This window comes from Providencia sp. wls1914 (assembly GCF_009706645.1).
Taxonomy (GTDB): domain Bacteria; phylum Pseudomonadota; class Gammaproteobacteria; order Enterobacterales; family Enterobacteriaceae; genus Providencia; species Providencia zhijiangensis.
In genome coordinates, this window is the sequence record NZ_WLUN01000018.1 from 90,237 (window position 1) to 109,529 (window position 19,293).

The window sequence follows — 19,293 nt, forward strand, 5'->3', positions numbered from 1 at the left end:
TTAAAGGATAGAAAATGAGTAGCGTAGAAATTCTTGTTCCCGATCTTCCTGAATCCGTCGCTGATGCAGCGGTTGCCACATGGCATAAAAAACCAGGTGACAGTGTTCAGCGTGACGAAGTTCTGGTTGAGATCGAAACAGACAAAGTTGTTCTTGAAGTTCCTGCAAGTGAAGCAGGTGTTCTGGAAGCCATTATTGAAGAAGAAGGCGCAACTGTTTTATCTAAACAGTTACTGGGTCGCATTCGTTTAGGCGATAGCACCGGTATTCCTGCTGAAGTTAAAGAAGCAGCACCTGCACCAGCAGCACGCCAAACAGCGAGCTTAGAAGAAGAAAGCAACGATGCACTGAGCCCAGCGATTCGTCGTCTGGTCGCTGAGCACAACCTGAACCCTGCGGATATCAAGGGAACTGGTGTTGGCGGTCGTCTGACTCGTGAAGATGTTGAAAAACATTTAGCAGCTAAACCAGCAGCGGCACCTGCGGCTCAAGCACCAGCTGCAGCTCAAGCACCATTAGCTCACCGTAGTGAAAAACGTGTTCCGATGACTCGCCTGCGTAAACGTATTGCAGAGCGTCTGTTGGAAGCGAAAAACAGCACGGCGATGTTAACAACCTTCAACGAAATCAACATGCAGCCTATTAAAGACCTGCGTGCGCAGTACGGTGAAGCATTCGAAAAACGTCACGGTGTACGTTTAGGCTTTATGTCTTTCTACATTAAGGCGGCGGTTGAAGCACTGAAACGCTATCCAGAAGTGAACGCTTCTATCGATGGTTCTGACGTGGTTTACCATAACTATTTCGATATCAGTATTGCGGTATCAACACCGCGTGGCCTGGTAACACCAGTTCTGCGTGATGTGGATGCAATGAGCATGGCTGATATTGAGAAAAATATTAAAGAGCTGGCTGTCAAAGGTCGCGACGGTAAATTAACTGTTGAAGATTTAAGTGGCGGTAACTTCACTATCACTAACGGTGGTGTGTTCGGTTCTCTGATGTCTACTCCAATCATTAACCCACCACAAAGCGCAATCTTAGGCATGCATGCCATCAAAGACCGCCCAATGGCTGTTAATGGTAAGGTAGAAATTCTTCCAATGATGTATTTAGCGCTGTCTTATGACCACCGTTTAATCGATGGTCGTGAATCAGTTGGCTTCTTAGTGGCTATCAAAGATATGTTGGAAGATCCAACTCGTTTACTGCTAGACGTATAGAAACATAACAGGGCAGGGGGACAACCTGTCCGGTCTGAGGTAACCGATGCAGCCAGTTCGCTGGCTGCTAAATCTGTAACAATTGCAAGGGGCGATAAACGCTCCTCCAGACTCAATTATGGATAGAACATCATGAATTTACACGAGTATCAGGCAAAACAGCTTTTTACACGCTATGGTTTACCAGCACCAACTGGTTATGCCTGTTCATCAGTAGAAGAAGCAGTAGCTGCGGCGAAAAAAATCGGTAATGGTCCATGGGTTATCAAATGCCAAGTTCACGCAGGTGGACGCGGTAAAGCTGGCGGCGTAAAAGTTACAAAAGATATCAATGACATCCGTGAATTTGCTGAGAAATGGTTAGGTAAGAATCTGGTTACTTACCAAACTGATGCAAATGGTCAGCCGGTTAACCAAATTTTGGTTGAAAGTGCGACTGACATCGCTAAAGAACTGTACTTAGGTGCAGTCGTTGACCGTGGTACACGTCGTGTTGTATTCATGGCTTCAACGGAAGGCGGCGTTGAAATTGAAAAAGTTGCTGAAGAAACACCAGATCTGATCCACAAAGCTGTTATCGATCCACTGACTGGCCCAATGCCATATCAAGGTCGTGAACTGGCATTCAAATTAGGCTTAACTGGCAAACAAGTTAGCCAATTCGCTAAAATCTTCATGGGCTTAGCGACCATGTTCTTAGAGCGCGATTTAGCGCTGATCGAAGTTAACCCATTAGTTATCAATACTGAAGGCGACTTAGTTTGCTTAGACGGTAAATTAGGCGTGGATAGCAACGCTCTGTATCGTCAAGCTGAAATGCGTGAAATGCACGATCCATCTCAAGAAGATGCGCGTGAAGCTCAAGCAGCTAAATGGGAACTTAACTACGTTGCTCTGGATGGTAACATCGGTTGTATGGTTAACGGTGCGGGCCTTGCAATGGGTACCATGGACATCGTTAAACTGCACGGCGGTGCGCCAGCTAACTTCCTTGACGTTGGTGGCGGTGCAACCAAAGAGCGCGTAACTGAAGCATTTAAAATCATTCTTTCGGATAAGAGCGTAAAAGCTGTATTCGTAAACATTTTTGGTGGTATCGTTCGCTGTGACCTGATTGCAGACGGCATCATTGGTGCAGTAGAAGAAGTTGGCGTGAATGTACCAGTAGTTGTACGTTTAGAAGGTAACAATGCAGAGTTAGGTGCGAAAAAACTGGCAGACAGCGGCTTAAATATTATCGCTGCAAACAGCCTGACAGATGCAGCTAAGAAAGCAGTAGCAGCGGCGGAGGCTAAATAATGTCTATTTTAATCGATAAAAACACCAAAGTAATTTGCCAAGGATTCACTGGCGGTCAAGGTACTTTCCACTCCGAACAAGCTATTGCTTACGGTACAAAAATGGTTGGCGGTGTAACGCCAGGTAAAGGTGGTACAACTCACCTAGGTTTACCGGTATTTAACACTGTGCGTGAAGCAGTAGAAGCAACGGGTGCAACGGCATCTGTTATCTACGTACCAGCACCATTTTGTAAGGATTCTATCCTTGAAGCGATTGATGCAGGTATCAAACTGATCATCACTATCACAGAAGGTATCCCAACACTGGATATGCTGACTGTTAAAGTGAAATTAGACGAAGCTGGCGTTCGTATGATTGGCCCTAACTGCCCAGGTGTTATCACTCCGGGCGAGTGCAAAATCGGTATCCAACCTGGCCACATTCATATGCCAGGTAAAGTTGGTATTGTTTCACGTTCAGGTACACTGACTTATGAAGCGGTAAAACAAACAACGGATGCAGGTTTAGGCCAATCTACTTGTGTTGGTATCGGTGGTGACCCAATTCCTGGTTCAAACTTTATCGATATCCTGAAATTATTCCAAGAAGACCCACAAACTGAAGCGATCGTGATGATCGGTGAAATCGGTGGTAACGCGGAAGAAGAAGCGGCTGCATACATCAAAGAGCACGTTACTAAGCCTGTTGTTGGCTATATCGCGGGTGTGACTGCACCTAAAGGTAAGCGTATGGGACATGCTGGTGCAATTATCGCTGGTGGTAAAGGTACTGCCGACGAGAAATTTGCTGCTTTAGAAGCAGCTGGCGTGAAAACTGTACGTAGCTTGGCTGATATCGGCGATGCTGTGAAGTCTATGCTAAACAAATAAGCGCAATATGAGCTTATAGCTCGTATAACGTAAGAGACGAAGCCCGTGCTTTCTAGGAAGCGCGGGTTTTTTTATGGCTAATGATTGTACTTATTTCATGTAATTCCTACTAAAAGCTTAAAAGGTAGGATTTTTAATGAGTAATACCAAAATAAATCAGCATAAATAGTAAGTTTTGAGTAAGTTTATTATTGAATATGAAATAGCACAAAATGGGAAATAGCCTAATTTGATATTAGATCAATTTTTTATTTTGAAATTATTTTGATTAACTGAATATAGGGCTTTTTCTACGATAATTATCTTTATTAATAAATAAAGTAATAATTTAGAAATGGGCTGCTATTATAAATAAACATTCTTTTTTAGATTGAGAAAAACAAAAGTTATCATTTTGTTTTAATCTTATTAAAAAAGTAAAAAAACCTATATCAATTAAAATAACAGATAGTTAACAACTGGCTAACTATTATTTGAATCGGGTCGAGAACAATTAACAAGTGAGAAAAAATTGACGTAAATCAATTTATTACCACTAGCTTTATTTGCCCAAATTGCTTAAATTGGTGCTCGATCAAATACTCATTTTTCTATTAAAGGGTATAATTATTGATATAACTTCAGAATTCAAATCTGAATCACGTAAAAGAAGTTTATTGTATGTGAAGATAGGCGTACTATTATTATGGTAGGTTTTTTCTTTTACTTTTGTTAATTATTTGTTGTTTTGAGGCATTTTTTGCTGGTAGTTAAGAGGCTTTCCTGTTTAACACTGGAAGCTGGGTTGCCGCAAGTCGGTGTCTTCCTGCTAGGAGCAAGGAGTCAAGATGTTTGATATTGTCGAACTGTCACGATTACAGTTTGCCTTAACTGCGATGTATCACTTCCTGTTCGTTCCATTAACGCTCGGTATGGCGTTTTTGCTTGCGATTATGGAGACGGTATATGTGCTGTCTGGTAAACAAATTTATAAAGATATGACTAAGTTCTGGGGCAAGTTATTTGGTATTAACTTCGCTCTGGGTGTTGCGACTGGTCTGACTATGGAGTTCCAATTCGGGACTAACTGGTCATACTACGCCCACTATGTTGGAGATATCTTCGGTGCGCCTCTGGCAATCGAAGGTCTGATGGCATTCTTCTTAGAATCTACCTTTGTTGGTTTATTCTTCTTCGGTTGGGATCGTTTAAGCAAAACTCAGCACCTTGCGGTGACTTGGTTAGTTGCTTTAGGTTCTAACTTCTCTGCGCTGTGGATTCTGGTTGCGAACGGTTGGATGCAAAACCCTATCGCTGCAGACTTCAACTACGAAACAATGCGTATGGAAATGGTTAGCTTCTCTGAGCTAGTCCTGAACCCAGTTGCGCAAGTTAAATTCGTTCACACAGTTGCTGCTGGTTATTGTACTGGTGCCATGTTCATTCTGGGTATCAGCTCTTACTATATGCTTAAAGGTCGTGACTTGGCATTCGCTAAGCGCTCTTTTGCAATTGCTGCAAGCTTTGGTATGGCTGCCGTTCTTTCTGTTATCGTTCTTGGTGATGAATCAGGTTACGAAATGGGTGACGTGCAGAAAACGAAGCTGGCCGCTGTTGAAGCAGAGTGGGAAACCCATGCGCCTCCAGCTGCATTTAACCTAATCGCATTCCCAAGCAATGAGAAACAAGAGAATACATTCTCTATCTCAATTCCATGGGCGATGGGTATTATTGCAACGCGTTCTATCGACACGCCAGTATTAGGTCTGAAAGATCTGATGAAGCAACACGAAGTCCGTATCCGTAACGGTATGGTTTCTTATGGTCAATTACAACAGCTGTTAGCTGGTGATAAGAGCCCAGAACTGCGTGCTGCGTTCGAAGCAAGTAAAAAAGACCTTGGCTATGGCCTTCTGTTAAAACAATACACACCAAACGTTGTTGATGCGACAGAAGAACAAATTCAGAAAGCGGTTAAAGACAGTATTCCTAATGTTGCACCACTGTTCTGGGCATTCCGTATCATGGTTGCAGTCGGCTTCGCGTTACTGTTAATCATCGGTTGGTCATTCCTGTCAGTTGTTCGTAACCGTATTGGTAAGAGCAAACTGCTGCTTCGTCTGGCTCTGTTTGGTATTCCATTACCATGGATTGCTATTGAATCAGGCTGGTTCGTGGCGGAGTATGGTCGTCAACCGTGGGCAATTGGTGAAGTGTTACCGGTTTCGGTCGCACACTCTAACTTAACCCCACAAGACCTGATCTTCTCTATGGCTCTGATCTGTGGTCTGTATACACTGTTCTTGATTGCCGAAATGTTCTTAATGTTCAAATTCGCTCGCAAAGGGCCTAGCAGCCTGAAAACCGGTCGTTACCATTTTGAACAGAAAAATAGTTCAGCACACGACGTTCAGTAAACAGGAGTCCACTTATGTTTGATTATGAAGTTCTTCGATTTGTGTGGTGGATCCTTATCGGCGTACTGCTGATTGGATTTGCCGTCACGGATGGCTTTGACATGGGCGTAGGCTTCTTATTACCTATCTTAGGTAAAACAGATACTGAACGCCGCGTTATGATTAACTCAGTAGCACCGCACTGGGATGGTAACCAAGTTTGGTTAATCACAGCGGGTGGTGCAATGTTTGCTGCATGGCCTCAGGTTTATGCTGCTTCATTCTCTGGCTTCTATGTTGCTATGATTTTGGTATTAGCTGCATTGTTCTTCCGTCCGGTTGGTTTCGACTACCGTTCTAAACTGGAGAACCCAAAATGGCGTAGCATGTGGGACTGGGGTCTGTTCATCGGTGGTTTCGTGCCTCCGTTAGTTATCGGTGTTGCGTTTGGTAACCTGTTACTGGGTGTTCCACTGCAAATCGATAACCAACAGTATCTGACTTATACAGGTAACCTGTTTGGTCTGCTGAACCCATACGGTCTGTTAGCTGGTGTTGTCGGTTTAATGATGATTGTTACCCAAGGTGCAACTTATCTGCAAATGCGTACAACGGGCGAACTGCACTTACGTACCCGTAAAGCAACTTACATCTGTGCGTTTATCACTTTAGCTGCTTTTGCTGGTGCTGGCGTATGGTTAGTGATGGGTATCGATGGTTATGTTGTGACTTCAACGATTGATACATTAAGCCCGTCTAACCCACTGAACAAAACTGTAGAAGTTGTTTCTGGTGCATGGTTAACTAACTTTAATACGTATCCAATCCTGTGGGCTTTACCTGGCCTGGGTCTGGCATTACCACTGTTAACGATGATTGCAACTAAAGCAGATAAAAATGGTTGGGCGTTCCTGTTCTCCTCATTGACTATCGCGTGCATTATCTTGACATGTGGTGTTGCAATGTTCCCATTCGTCATGCCTTCAAGCATCATGCCAAATGCAAGTTTGACCATGTGGGATGCGACATCTAGCCTGTTCACTCTGCAAGTTATGACTGTGGTTGCTATCATTTTTGTTCCAATCATCCTGTGCTACACCGCGTGGTGTTACTACAAAATGTTTGGTCGTTTGGACAAAAACTTCATCGAAAGCAACAAGCATTCACTGTATTAAGGAGCATAACATATGTGGTATTTCGCCTGGATCCTCGGCACTCTGTTAGCTTGTAGTTTTGCAGTGATTGCAGCATTAGCCCTTGAGCACTCTGAAAGTGCAAAAGAAGCTAAAACAGCTAAAGATGGTGAGTAAATAGTATGCTGATGGATAAATCCTATCAGCTATTAGGAAAGGGCCCGATAAGGGCCCTTATCCTTATATTAGCTTTAGTAACCGCTGGTGCAGTAATGTGGGATCCTTCCCTGTTTGCAGCAAATACCAGTGCATTTCCAATCTGGCAAGGTCTTCTCATGATATGGGCAACTTGCAGCGCCATCATTTTTGGAGTGGGTTTTCTACCCAATAAATTGACGTGGCGAGTGCTGTTCCACCCATTACCTGCAGCCATCATTCTTATCTGGGGACTTGTAAAAGTCTTTAGTTAATCTAAATTCAGATTGTGGGTCATGCGACCCGCAATTATTTTTGATATCTTTACCTGCAAAGTGATTCCAAAGCGGCACTGTCTTGCGTATAGTGACACCGTTAATTAATTTAACCTAAGACGGAGTGGTTTTTTTATGTTATTTCGCTGGCCTGTTCGCGTGTATTATGAAGATACAGATGCGGGCGGAGTTGTATATCATGCACGTTATCTGGCTTTTTTTGAGCGAGCAAGAACAGAAATGTTGCGGAATAAAGGTATTAACCAACAAAGTTTACTCGCTGAGAACCTTGGCTTTGTCGTCCGTAGTATGACAATCGATTTTATTAAGGGCGCTCGGTTAGATGACCTGCTGGAAGTGGAAACGGAAGTTGTTGAAATTAAACGTGCTTCTTTACTCTTTCAGCAAAGGTTAGTTGATTTGCAAGGTAACTTGCTTTGTGGGGCAACAGCCCTAATTGCTTGTGTGGACACATCTAAAATGAAGCCAAAAGCGCTTCCTAAGTCTATTGTCGCGGAGTTTAAGCAGTGACTGACATGAATATCTTGGATTTATTCCTAAAAGCGAGCCTATTGGTTCAGCTGATTATGTTCGTTTTGATCGGTTTTTCTATTGCATCGTGGGCGATTATTATCCAGAGAACGAAAGTTTTAAATGCCGCCACGCGCGAAGCGGAAGCATTTGAAGATAAATTCTGGTCAGGTATCGAGCTGTCCCGCTTATATAAAGAAAGCCAAGCTCGCCGTGATGCATTAGGTGGCGCTGAGCAAATTTTTTACTCTGGCTTCAAAGAGTTTGTTCGCTTACATCAAGCAAATATTCATGCGCCAGATGCAGTTGTGACTGGTGCATCTCGTGCTATGCGCATTTCCATGAACCGTGAGTTGGAATCCGTTGAATCGCATATCCCATTTTTAGGTACCGTAGGGTCAATTAGTCCTTATATCGGTCTGTTTGGTACCGTTTGGGGGATCATGCACGCATTTATCGCACTGGGTGCGGTAAAACAAGCAACATTGCAAATGGTTGCTCCGGGTATTGCGGAAGCTCTGATTGCAACAGCAATCGGTCTATTCGCTGCAATCCCAGCTGTTATGGCATACAACCGTTTAAACTTACGTGTGAATAAACTTGAGCAAAGCTACGATAACTTTATGGAAGAATTCCTCGCTATCTTGCATCGTCAAGCATTCTCGGCTGATAAGAAATAAGACGAGGGAGAAAAGCGAATGGCGCGCAATAGTAGACGCAGACGTGAGCTAAAATCCGAAATCAACATTGTTCCATTACTGGACGTATTGTTGGTGCTTTTGCTGATTTTCATGGCAACGGCACCCATTATCTCTCAGAGCGTGGAAGTTGACTTGCCGGATGCAACAGATACCCAAACCGTCTCATCCAGTGATAATCCCCCCGTCATTTTAGAAGTGGCGGGTGTTGATCAATATAATTTATTGGTCGATGGTGAGCGCATGGAATTACTGCCACCTGAACAAATTTCAGCGGTCGCAAAAGAACAGTTAGAAAAAAATCCGAAAACGATTTTCCTAATTGGTGGTGCGAAAGAAGTTCCTTATGACGAAGTCATTAAGGCGCTGAATATGTTACACAGTGCCGGGATCAAATCTGTTGGTTTGATGACTCAACCTCTTTAATTTGCTGATGCCACTTTGAGAGTGGCGCAGATATAATTGAAAAGAATCGATTCTTTTTTTGGAAACCAGAGTGGGAAAGACAAAAGAGAAACAGGATGACTTGAAGCGCTCATTAATGATGTCAATTGGATTGCACATCTTACTGGTCGCTTTAATTGTTATAGGCTCTTTAGTGACTGTCGTCCAACTTGGCGGCGGTGGGGAAGAGGGGACTGTCATTGATGCAGTGATGGTCGACCCTGGTGCAGTTGTTGAGCAATATAATCAATCTCAACAGCAGCAAAAAAGTTCCCAGCAAGCAGCTAAAGAGCGTAAAGAACAGCAACAAAAACAAGATGCTGAGCTAAGAGAAAAGCAAGAGCAGGAACAAAAACGTCTGCAAAAACTTGAAGAAGAACGGATTCAAACTCAGCGAGAAACGGAACAACAGCAGAAACAAGCTGAAGAGCAGAAAAAGCAAGCCTTAGACGCAGCTAAAAAAGCGAAGGAAGAGCAAAAAATAGCGGAAGAAGCCGCTGCTCAAGCCAAAGCTGAAAAAGAAAAACTCGTGAAAGAACAAGCGGCAGCGAAAGAAAAAGCTGACGCACAAGCTAAGAAAGAAGCTGAAGCTGCTAAGGCTAAGGCAGAAAAAGAAGCTAAAGAAAAAGCGGAAGCGGACGCTAAAGCTAAAGCAGACAAAGAAGCTAAAGCCAAAGCGGATGCTGATGCTAAAGCAAAAGCTGAAAAAGAAGCTAAAGCTAAGGCAGATAAAGAAGCTAAAGAAAAAGCAGACAAAGAAGCGAAAGCAAAAGCTGCGAAAGCCAAAGCTGAAGCTGCGAAAAGCGCATCATCGGTTGATGATTTGCTGGGTGATTTAACTGCATCAGGACCAAGCAAGCAAGGTGGACAAACGGCTGCGGGTAGCGGTGGTGGTAAAAAATCAGGCGCATCGAATGCTGATGTTGATAGTTATGCCGGTAAAATTAAGGCTGCAGTTCAAAGTAAATTCTATGATTCAGAAAGTTATCGTGGACGTACTTGTGAATTGCAATTGAAGTTAGCACCAGATGGATTATTGGTGAATATTTCACCAAAAAATAATCCAGCAAATGATCCTGCGTTATGTGAGGCGGCAATGAGAGCAGCAAAACTTGCGACTATGCCAAAACCACCTAGCAGAGAGGTCTATGATACGTTTAATAAATCGGGTAGCACATTGGTATTTAAGCCTTGATTTTCAATAACTCAGAGCAGTCTGTATTGTAAATTTTGAGGCAATGTAATAAATAGTTTGTGTGCTATCTAGTTTTGTTAGTATACCTTTGTTAAAATTCAGCGAATTATTGCGGTGGTGAATATCGCAGTAAGGGAGATTAGGATGAAGCATGCGTTTAAAATAGTTCTCGGGTTCTTAATGCTATGGGCTACCGTTGCTCAGGCAGAGATCCGTATTGAGATTACTGAAGGTGTTAACTCAGCTCAGCCAATCGGCGTTGTCCCATTTAAGTGGGCTGGCGCGGGTGCACCACCACAAGAAGTGGGCGGAATTGTTGGTGCTGATTTACGCAATAGCGGTAAATTTAACCCTATTGAACCAAGTCGCATGCCTCAGCAACCAGGCACGGCTTCAGAAGTGACGCCAGAGGCCTGGACTGCGTTAGGTATTAACGCTGTTGTTGTTGGTCAAGTTCAACCAGCAGCTGATGGTAGCTTTGTTGTTAGCTATCAGTTAGTGGATGTTGCCGCTAACCCAGGTGCAGTTTTAGCGCAAAACCAATTTAAAGTGACCAAAGATTGGTTACGCTATGCAGCGCATACTGCAAGTGATGAAGTATTTGAGAAATTGACTGGTATCCGTGGTGCTTTCCGTACGCGTATTGCTTACGTGGTGAAGACCAATGGAGGTCAATATCCGTTTGAATTACGAGTTTCTGACTATGACGGTTTTAACCAATTTACGGTTCACCGTTCACCAGAACCTTTAATGTCGCCAGCTTGGTCACCAGATGGCCAAAAGATTGCGTACGTAACGTTTGAAAGTGGTAGTTCTGCGCTAGTTATCCAGACTCTATCAAGTGGTGCCGTTCGTCAGGTTGCATCATTCCCACGTCATAATGGGGCACCTGCATTCTCACCAGATGGGACTAAACTAGCTTTTGCTCTGTCTAAGACAGGCAGCCTGAATTTATATGTGATGGACTTAGGTAGTGGTCAAATTCGTCAAGTAACAGATGGTCGTAGTAACAATACTGAACCAAGCTGGATGCCGGATAGCCAAACTTTAGTTTATACCTCTGATCAGGCAGGACGTCCGCAGATTTATAAAATGAATATTAATGGTGGTAGTCCTGTGCGTGTTTCCTATGAAGGATCGCAAAATCAGGATGCTGATGTAAGCCCGGATGGAACTTTCTTAGTGATGGTCAGCTCCGGGGGCGGTCAGCAGCATATCGCCAAACAGGATCTGGCAACGGGTAACGTTGAATATTTAACGTCAACGTTTCTAGATGAAACGCCGAGTATCGCACCTAACGGCACTATGGTAATTTATAGCTCCTCTCAAGGCTTGGGGACTATATTGCAGCTAGTTTCGACCGACGGGCGTTTCAAAGCGCGTCTTCCGGCAACCGATGGACAGGTTAAATTCCCTGCCTGGTCGCCGTATCTGTGATGCATAATAATAATGTGTGGCAAAAATATTAAGGATCAAAACGATGCAACTGAATAAAGTGCTTAAAGGGCTGATGATCGCATTACCAATCATGGCAGTCGCAGCTTGTAGCTCTAACAAAAACAACGACCAAACTGGTGACGATTCTTCTATGAATCAAACTAACACTGGTCTGTCTGCGGAAGAGCTGGCACGTCAGCAAATGGAACAACTGCAACAGAACAACACTGTTTACTTTGGTTTCGATAAATACAACGTATCTCCAGAGTACGCTGAAATGTTAGATGCACACGCAGCATTCCTGCGTAGCAACCCATCTGTACGTGTTGTTGTTGAAGGCCATGCGGATGAGCGCGGTACTCCAGAATACAACATCGCACTGGGCGAGCGTCGTGCTAACGCAGTTAAAATGTATCTGCAAAGCAAAGGTGTTTCAGGTGACCAAGTTTCACTGGTTTCTTACGGTAAAGAAAAACCAGCTGTGTTAGGTCACACTGAAGCAGACTACGCGAAAAACCGTCGTGCAGTCATTGCATACTAATAGATAAGCGAAATTATCTATTATGAACAGTAACTTCAGACAATTACTAGTTGGTCTGTCGTTATTGGTTGGCGTAGCGGCCCCTTGGGCCGCTATTGCCCAAGCGCCAATCAACAATGTCGGATCGGGTTCTTCCGCAGACCGCCTCACTCAACTTGAGACAGCTGTTAGCTCTCAAGGTCAAATGATTTATCAAATCCAGCAGCAATTAGCCGATAACCAACGTGATATTGATATGTTACGTGGACAGATTCAAGAAAGTGAATACAAATTGAATCAGGTTGTTGAGCGCCAAAAAGATTTGTATATGCAATTAGACAAAGCGAGTGGTGGTGATTCTTCAAGCTCTTCAGATGCAACTGATACTAGTGCATCAAATGCGCAATCATCTTCTTCAGATACGCCAGCTGCAAGCTCCGGCGGTAATGAAAAAGATGATTACAATGCAGCTGTTAAACTGGCGATGGAAAGTAAGTCCAAAGCACAGATTGACGAAGCGATTGGTGCATTGCAAGGGTTTATCAAAGCATATCCAAAATCTGGATATCAATCGAATGCCAACTATTGGCTAGGACAGTTAAACTACAACAAAGGTAGCAAGGATGACGCCGCATTCTACTTTGCGACTGTAGTTAAGCAGTATCCGAAGTCTCAAAAAAGCAGTGAAGCCTTATTTAAAGTGGGCTTGATCATGCAAGATAAGGGACAGAAAGATAAAGCGAAGGCTGTTTACCAGCAGGTATTACAACAATACCCAAATAGTTCTGGTGCAAAACTTGCAGAGAAGAAGCTCAGTACACTGTAATTGATAACCCCGAAGCGATGTAGCCGAATATTTCGGGGTTATCCGTATATTTAGTGTGCACTTAATCTCTTTTTTTAAAAAAAGCATTGCACCCTCGTCAGAAATCAGTAATATAAGCCGCCGTTGATACGAGAAAGCACGGGTTGATAAATCCGAGTCATATCAGCAAGAATCGATTAAACATTGATTCTAAAAACATTTAGATGGGTCGTTAGCTCAGTTGGTAGAGCAGTTGACTTTTAATCAATTGGTCGCAGGTTCGAATCCTGCACGACCCACCATCTAAAAGCAGTAAATAGTTCAAGCAGTTCAGATGGGCCGTTAGCTCAGTTGATAGAATTGTTAACTGTTAATAAGATGGTTGCAGGTTCAGCCCGTAGGGTGAGACCGAAGGTCGAAGAATCCTGTACGTTCTCGGCATTATATTAGTACAAAAAAGCAAGAAATTAGATGGGTCGTTAGCTCAGTTGGTAGAGCAGTTGACTTTTAATCAATTGGTCGCAGGTTCGAATCCTGCACGACCCACCATCTAAAAGTAGTAAACAATTCAAGTATTTCAGATGGGTCGTTAGCTCAGTTGGTAGAGCAGTTGACTTTTAATCAATTGGTCGCAGGTTCGAATCCTGCACGACCCACCATCTCAAGAAAACTCCTCAATCACAAACAACTCTGTCATTTGCATATTGTACGTTGAGTGCGGGTGAGAAGCTGCGTTCAGGTTCGAGCCGAGCGAAGCGAGACAGCGTTGCGCTTGCCGCAACGACCCGAAGGGCGAGGGCAAAGCCCGAGTAATCCTGCACGACCCACCATCTCAAAAATCCCTTCAATAAAATCCCATTAGCATTCAGTCTTAACTCCAACTATTCCTAATTTAGTCAAAGAACAATTTACGCTAATACCGACACTCAACTCTCATCCCCAAAAAACCAGCATTCCCTCGCCAGCCTAATACCATTTATTCCAGATTTTCAGGAATTAACCCATTATCCTTTAAGATCCCGATAACGATTTCTTGCACTTTTAGACCCACCGCACGGTTATCTTGATAACCAAACAGTTCAATGGCCTCAGTCATCGCTTCCATAAAATGGCCCATCAAGCAATGTAGAGATAATGCAGCTTTTTGCGCAGTACCGCAGTCAAAAATCGTTTCAGTGGCTTGGATAACATGCTCTGGCATCCATTGTTGGTAATGTTTACCGTTATACCAAACATCGTGTTGTGTATTTCCATGAGCAACAGTTTGCTCAAGTAAGCTGAGAAAGAAACGTTTCATGTCAGTACTTCTTGACCAAGCGCTCCATAGCTCATTACGCGTTAATGCAATTGCCACTTGGTGAGCTTCAAACCAAAAATCCGTAATCAGCTCATTAAACTGATGCCCACTCAACGGCGCGGGCTTTAATGCGCTAGGGTTGGGTGACGGTAGTGCATCTGTGATCCCAGTTTTATCTAATAGCACCATAAAACCACGTGAGTAAGTACTATCTAACCCTTGTTGCTGCATTTTGAGTAATCGAGAAGGTTCTGCAAATGTAAAATCAACTTTGCGTCCTTCTTCATAAATCACTAAACAGGTGGGATTTTCTGGCTCATTTTCACCACCATTTTCTAAATGTAATGCGATTAATGGATTGGCAATAAGGCTAACCCATTGCTTATCATTGAAAAGTGCAGTCACACCATGACCAATAAGTTCAATATCAATGTCTGAATAGCCATCGATGTCTAATTCTCGTCCTCTAGAGCCCGTCAGTATGACGGCTTCAATTCTAGGTTCGAGTAATGAAATAGAAATTATTTTATTTAATAGCGTTGCAGGTGATTCCATAACTAACCTATTGGAGTTAACAGAAGCCGCTAAGATACCGACAAATGAAGAGAAAAGCGAAAAACAAATCGTGAAAAAGGGCGCTACGGTAAAATCATTCGCTCATTGATGAAAAGGTTGGAGACATCTTAGCCAAATAAGCGTATCGTGTTTAGTATATAAAACAAAAATATGCAGAATCAGGGGTTTTATGAATATTTTTAAGCATAAAATAACTTTCTGCTAAACAGAGGCGAGAAATGAGCGAGTTTATCGATTTTGACCATGCTGTTTATCCTTTTCCTCCTAAACCAGCACCGTTAAATACCGATCAGAAAGCGTTTTACCGTGAGCGCATTAAACAATTATTGGTCGAAAAAAATGCGGTGATTGTCGCGCATTACTATACCGATCCTGAAATACAAGCATTAGCGGAAGAAACCGGCGGCTGTGTTGCTGATTCTCTTGAAATGGCGCGCTTTGGCGCTCGGCATGATGCATCAACCCTGGTTGTTGCTGGCGTACGATTTATGGGGGAAACAGCCAAAATCCTAAGCCCAGAAAAAAATGTCTTGATGCCAACACTCGACGCACAATGCTCGTTGGATATTGGCTGTCCAGATGAAGAATTTACCCGCTTTTGTGATGCTCACCCAGATAGAACAGTGGTGGTTTATGCGAATACCTCCGCAGCGGTAAAAGCCCGTGCAGACTGGGTTGTGACATCCAGTATTGCAGTAGAGCTGATTGAGCACTTAGACAGCCTCGGAGAAAAGATTATTTGGGCGCCGGATAAGCACTTAGGGCGCTATGTTCAGCAACAAACGGGCGCGGATATTCTGTGCTGGCAAGGGGCCTGTATCGTTCACGATGAATTTAAGACCCAATCATTAGAGAAAATGAAAGCCATGTACCCAGATGCGGCGGTACTGGTTCACCCTGAGTCACCCCAAGCTGTTGTTGATTTGGCGGATGCGGTTGGTTCCACGAGCCAACTAATTAAAGCTGCACAAACATTACCGAATCCATCCATGATAGTGGCGACTGATAAGGGCATTTTTTATAAAATGCAGCAAGCATGTCCAGATAAGTCACTGTATATCGCTCCAACGGCAGGTGAGGGGGCCACATGCCGTACTTGTGCTCATTGTCCTTGGATGGCGATGAATGGCTTACAGGCAATTACAGAGGCCTTAGAAGGCAATGGTATCGAGCATCAAATACATGTAGATGCACAGTTGCGTGAAAAAGCCCTATTACCATTGGATAAAATGTTAAAGTTTGCAGAAAGTCTAAAATAACAACCAAGAATACGCGGTTTAATTTCAAATAAGTTAACCGTGTGATATTGATGAGCAATGCTATTTTAACTATGAATGATAAATAGGATTTAAAAATGGAGTTTTTTAGCACCGCAAATACGTTAGTGCAGATCCCTGTATGGGGTTCTGTGTATGATCTGTCTTATATTGAAGCCGTAGGGACGATCGCGGGTTTATTGTGTATTTTATTGGCAAGCTTCGAAAAAACCATTAACTACTTATTTGGTCTGATTAACGTGACCTTATTCGCAGTGATTTTCTTTCAAATTCAGTTATATGCTAATTTGCTTTTACAGGTGTTTTTCTTTGGTGCCAATATTTATGGTTGGTATGCTTGGAGTCGAGTATCAAACTCTCAAGAAGCCGAGTTGAAAATCCGCTGGCTAAGCCTTCCTAAAGCGTTAACAACGCTAGTCATCTCTGTGTTAGCTATCATTTTCCTCACCTTTAATATTGATGCGGTATTTGGACGCCTTGCGACTTGGGCCGTTGAATTATTAAACCTCTTTGGTGCTAATTTAACCTTACCAACAATAGACCCAGATGCTTTCCCATTCTGGGATTCCACGATGACGGTGTTATCTGTGGTTGCGATGATTTTAATGACCCGCAAGTATGTCGAAAACTGGCTACTCTGGGTGGTGATTAACGTTATTAGCATTGTGATTTTCTTTATCCAAGGCGTGTATGCAATGTCACTGGAATATTTAATTCTGCTTGGCATTGCATTGAATGGTTCTCGGTTGTGGATCAAATCCGCGAAAGAAAATGGCTCAACGGCGTTATCTCGTGACTAAGCCTCTTGTTGGGTCAGTTACTCAATAGGAAAAAATGCAAAAAACGGCTAAAGTAACATCATCGTTATTTAGCCGTTTCTTTATATTTTTACTCTGTATTATCCCTCAACTGTTTAGCTATTGTGCTAGATATCACAGTTTCACCTCATTTTATAATTGGAAGCGGAATAATGAGTGATTATCTCGCCATTTTGGCTGTTTACAGATGACTGGGGAACAGTTAGATTGAAATTTCGATACCTGTCGCATTTTAAGTTAATTGTTAGCTATTGAGACTCAAAAAGGTATGTAACTCAACTTTAGGAAAAATAATAAACATTGGATATACCAGTATGAACTATCAGAACGATGACGTCAGAGTAAAACAAATAAAAGAATTATTACCCCCTATTGCACTGCTTGAAAAATTTCCAGCAACCGATAAAGCGGCGTTTACCGTTCATGAAGCTCGTCATGCTATTCATAATATCCTAGTAGGGAAAGATGACCGTCTTGTGGTTGTTATTGGCCCTTGTTCGATTCACGATACAAAAGCGGCTTTAGAGTATGCCGAGCGCTTGAAAAAATTACGCGAAGAGCTAAAAGGTTCTTTAGAAATCGTGATGCGAGTTTATTTTGAAAAACCGCGTACTACCGTCGGTTGGAAAGGGTTAATTAACGATCCTCATATGGATCACAGCTTTGATATTAACGAAGGCTTACGTATTGCGCGTGAATTGCTGTTAACAATCAATGACCAGGGTTTACCAACGGCAGGTGAATTCCTTGATGTGATCAGCCCACAATATGTGGCCGACTTAATGAGTTGGGGCGCTATTGGTGCGCGTACGACTGAATCGCAAATTCACCGTGAATTAGCTTCTGGCTTGTCTTGCCCGGTTGGGTTTAAAAACGGAACTGATGGCACGATTAAAATTGCGATTGATGCGATTAACTCTGCGCGTTCAGCACACAGTTTCTTATCCGTTACTAAATGGGGGCATTCAGCTATCGTGAATACCAGCGGAAACCCTGACTGCCATATTATTTTACGTGGTGGTAAAACGCCAAATTACAGTGCTGAACATGTTAAAGAAGTACGCGAAGGACTGTCGAATGCAGGGCTCATCCCAAGCATTATGATCGACTTTAGCCATGCTAACAGTAGCAAGAAGTTTGAAAAACAGATGGAAGTTGCAACGGATGTCAGTGCACAGCTGAGCAATGGTGACCGTTCAATTACGGGCGTTATGATTGAAAGCCATTTAGTTGAAGGTAATCAGAATTTAGAATCTGGCGAGCCTTTGGTTTACGGCAAAAGTGTCACGGATGCATGTATTGGCTGGGATGATACGGAAAAAGTTTTACGACAGTTATCCGATGCAGTAATTGCACGTCGCCAAAAGTAATTAATAAAAAACGCGTTTAAAATCTGAAAAAAGCCAGTTCGTTAATTTAGGAACTGGCTTTTTTGTGATTATTTCTGCACTCGGCTTAATAATTTTTCAATGTTTGCCTGATCTTCAGGTGCCATATTTGCAGGATTAGCAGAGAGCTGAATATCTGAACCATCCACTTTGGCTATGAAAAATAATTTTCCTTTTTCACTTTTTACGTAGAACACATCTTTGAGTGGAATACGGTAGCAATAAGCAAAGATATTCGGGCGAATATAAAAATGCGCATCTTTAATTGCTAAGTAGGTACTAGTGCTGGCTTTTTTACCAAAGAAACCTAAGAAAACGGCCAGTACGAATAAAAACATACCTAGGCTTTGGCTTAATATAATCAATACAATACCTAAAATCGCAATCGGGAATACCATCATTGTATTGCTGCGTTTATTCATCGGGATACTGACGTCGAAAGGGACATTGATGGTGGTATCAAATGGCGTGAGTTGGTGGTAACGCCAGCGAATGGCAGAAAAGACCATCCCCATCGCAAATACAATAGTAATTGGCATGAGTGCGACGCTGCTGATCACGGCAAGAACAATGGCGAATGTAGGTTTATAATTGAGTACCATCATACTGACGATTTGCAGTGGGAAGCTGACACACGCAATAATCATCAATGTTTTCATCAGCTCAGGATTTGCACTCCCCGCAGGTCCTTCAAGGGTCATTTCCCCCGTTTGTAACATATACAGTAGCGCACCTAAAATACTGGCGCTGAGGATTAACCCCACCCAGACATAAAGATTAAACTTATTCATTTTCTTGATTTATCAACCTTTCAGTGAATTTTTCCCTATGATAGTCGGTTATCGGTATTTTCGACACTCCGAGGTGATGGATTTTATAATCAAACTCGAAAAATAAAGAAAAATGCCAATAAAAAAGGGCTAAGCCATTGGCTT

Annotated in this window: 16 protein-coding genes, 3 tRNA genes, 1 other RNA gene and 3 pseudogenes; 21 read left to right on the forward strand and 2 right to left on the reverse strand. The window is 42.9% G+C overall.

Annotated features, from left to right (window positions below):
• Nucleotides 1-14: 14 nt before the first annotated feature.
• The 18 genes and pseudogenes from odhB to GKR74_RS17775 all read left to right on the forward strand — a co-directional run bounded on the left by odhB (nt 15) and on the right by GKR74_RS17775 (nt 13,832).
• Nucleotides 15-1,223, forward strand: a complete 1,209-nt coding sequence (odhB, locus tag GKR74_RS17690; RefSeq protein WP_036947796.1) for a 2-oxoglutarate dehydrogenase complex dihydrolipoyllysine-residue succinyltransferase — start codon at nt 15-17, stop codon at nt 1,221-1,223.
• 132 nt (nt 1,224-1,355) lie between these two features.
• Nucleotides 1,356-2,522, forward strand: a complete 1,167-nt coding sequence (gene sucC / locus GKR74_RS17695; RefSeq protein WP_154604643.1) for an ADP-forming succinate--CoA ligase subunit beta — start codon at nt 1,356-1,358, stop codon at nt 2,520-2,522.
• A complete protein-coding gene (gene sucD / locus GKR74_RS17700; protein WP_036947794.1) occupies nt 2,522-3,394 on the forward strand; it encodes a succinate--CoA ligase subunit alpha in 873 nt (290 codons plus the stop codon). Before sucC ends, sucD begins: the two co-directional genes overlap by 1 nt.
• Nucleotides 3,395-4,221: 827 nt before the next feature.
• Nucleotides 4,222-5,790 carry a cytochrome ubiquinol oxidase subunit I gene (gene cydA / locus GKR74_RS17705; protein ID WP_154604644.1) on the forward strand — a complete coding sequence of 523 codons (1,569 nt, stop codon included), beginning with the start codon at nt 4,222-4,224 and terminating at the stop codon, nt 5,788-5,790.
• Between the two features lie 14 nt (nt 5,791-5,804).
• A complete protein-coding gene (gene cydB / locus GKR74_RS17710; protein WP_154604645.1) occupies nt 5,805-6,944 on the forward strand; it encodes a cytochrome d ubiquinol oxidase subunit II in 1,140 nt (379 codons plus the stop codon).
• Between the two features lie 12 nt (nt 6,945-6,956).
• Nucleotides 6,957-7,079, forward strand: coding sequence for a cytochrome bd-I oxidase subunit CydX (cydX, locus tag GKR74_RS17715; RefSeq protein WP_006660445.1), 123 nt, complete (start codon nt 6,957-6,959; stop codon nt 7,077-7,079).
• A gap of 5 nt (nt 7,080-7,084) precedes the next feature.
• On the forward strand, nt 7,085-7,372 hold the full coding sequence (gene ybgE / locus GKR74_RS17720; protein WP_132494279.1) for a cyd operon protein YbgE: 288 nt from the start codon (nt 7,085-7,087) through the stop codon (nt 7,370-7,372).
• A 135-nt stretch (nt 7,373-7,507) separates the two neighbouring features.
• Nucleotides 7,508-7,933, forward strand: a pseudogene (gene ybgC / locus GKR74_RS17725) (tol-pal system-associated acyl-CoA thioesterase).
• Entirely contained in the window at nt 7,900-8,583 is a 684-nt protein-coding gene (tolQ, locus tag GKR74_RS17730; protein ID WP_036947783.1) for a Tol-Pal system protein TolQ, read from the forward strand. Before ybgC ends, tolQ begins: the two are co-directional and overlap by 34 nt.
• Nucleotides 8,584-8,601: 18 nt before the next feature.
• On the forward strand, nt 8,602-9,027 hold the full coding sequence (tolR, locus tag GKR74_RS17735) for a colicin uptake protein TolR (RefSeq protein WP_154604646.1): 426 nt from the start codon (nt 8,602-8,604) through the stop codon (nt 9,025-9,027).
• Nucleotides 9,028-9,097: 70 nt separating this feature from the next.
• Nucleotides 9,098-10,237 (forward strand): annotated as a pseudogene (gene tolA / locus GKR74_RS17740) (cell envelope integrity protein TolA); the annotation flags it as partial.
• A 147-nt stretch (nt 10,238-10,384) separates the two neighbouring features.
• Nucleotides 10,385-11,674 (forward strand): annotated as a pseudogene (gene tolB / locus GKR74_RS17745) (Tol-Pal system beta propeller repeat protein TolB); the annotation flags it as partial.
• Between the two features lie 46 nt (nt 11,675-11,720).
• On the forward strand, nt 11,721-12,218 hold the full coding sequence (gene pal, locus GKR74_RS17750) for a peptidoglycan-associated lipoprotein Pal (protein WP_006660438.1): 498 nt from the start codon (nt 11,721-11,723) through the stop codon (nt 12,216-12,218).
• A gap of 22 nt (nt 12,219-12,240) precedes the next feature.
• The gene (cpoB, locus tag GKR74_RS17755) at nt 12,241-13,023 is read left to right on the forward strand and encodes a cell division protein CpoB (protein WP_154600186.1); all 783 of its coding nucleotides are present in this window, start codon (nt 12,241-12,243) and stop codon (nt 13,021-13,023) included.
• Nucleotides 13,024-13,228: 205 nt separating this feature from the next.
• Nucleotides 13,229-13,304 (forward strand) — tRNA-Lys (locus GKR74_RS17760).
• Nucleotides 13,305-13,475: 171 nt separating this feature from the next.
• A tRNA-Lys gene (locus GKR74_RS17765) sits at nt 13,476-13,551 on the forward strand.
• 34 nt (nt 13,552-13,585) lie between these two features.
• A tRNA-Lys gene (locus tag GKR74_RS17770) sits at nt 13,586-13,661 on the forward strand.
• A 42-nt stretch (nt 13,662-13,703) separates the two neighbouring features.
• Nucleotides 13,704-13,832, forward strand: a non-coding RNA gene (locus tag GKR74_RS17775) — RtT sRNA.
• A 146-nt stretch (nt 13,833-13,978) separates the two neighbouring features.
• Here the strand turns inward: GKR74_RS17775 and GKR74_RS17780 are convergent.
• Nucleotides 13,979-14,854: an aminoglycoside 6-adenylyltransferase gene (locus GKR74_RS17780; protein WP_154604647.1), complete on the reverse strand. Its 876-nt coding sequence runs from the start codon at nt 14,852-14,854 to the stop codon at nt 13,979-13,981.
• A 239-nt stretch (nt 14,855-15,093) separates the two neighbouring features.
• Here GKR74_RS17780 and nadA point away from each other — a divergent pair, with 239 nt between their 5' ends.
• The 3 genes from nadA (at nt 15,094) to aroG (ending at nt 18,340) form a co-directional block, all read left to right on the forward strand.
• Complete coding sequence (nadA, locus tag GKR74_RS17785) at nt 15,094-16,134, forward strand: quinolinate synthase NadA (protein ID WP_154604648.1); 1,041 nt, start codon at nt 15,094-15,096, stop codon at nt 16,132-16,134.
• Between the two features lie 95 nt (nt 16,135-16,229).
• The gene (gene pnuC, locus GKR74_RS17790; protein ID WP_154604649.1) at nt 16,230-16,952 is read left to right on the forward strand and encodes a nicotinamide riboside transporter PnuC; all 723 of its coding nucleotides are present in this window, start codon (nt 16,230-16,232) and stop codon (nt 16,950-16,952) included.
• Between the two features lie 332 nt (nt 16,953-17,284).
• Nucleotides 17,285-18,340, forward strand: a complete 1,056-nt coding sequence (gene aroG / locus GKR74_RS17795) for a 3-deoxy-7-phosphoheptulonate synthase AroG (protein WP_154604650.1) — start codon at nt 17,285-17,287, stop codon at nt 18,338-18,340.
• A gap of 68 nt (nt 18,341-18,408) precedes the next feature.
• On the opposite strand, the gene GKR74_RS17800 is transcribed toward aroG, so the two are convergent.
• Nucleotides 18,409-19,149: a hypothetical protein gene (locus GKR74_RS17800; protein ID WP_154604651.1), complete on the reverse strand. Its 741-nt coding sequence runs from the start codon at nt 19,147-19,149 to the stop codon at nt 18,409-18,411.
• Between the last annotated feature and the right edge of the window lie 144 nt (nt 19,150-19,293).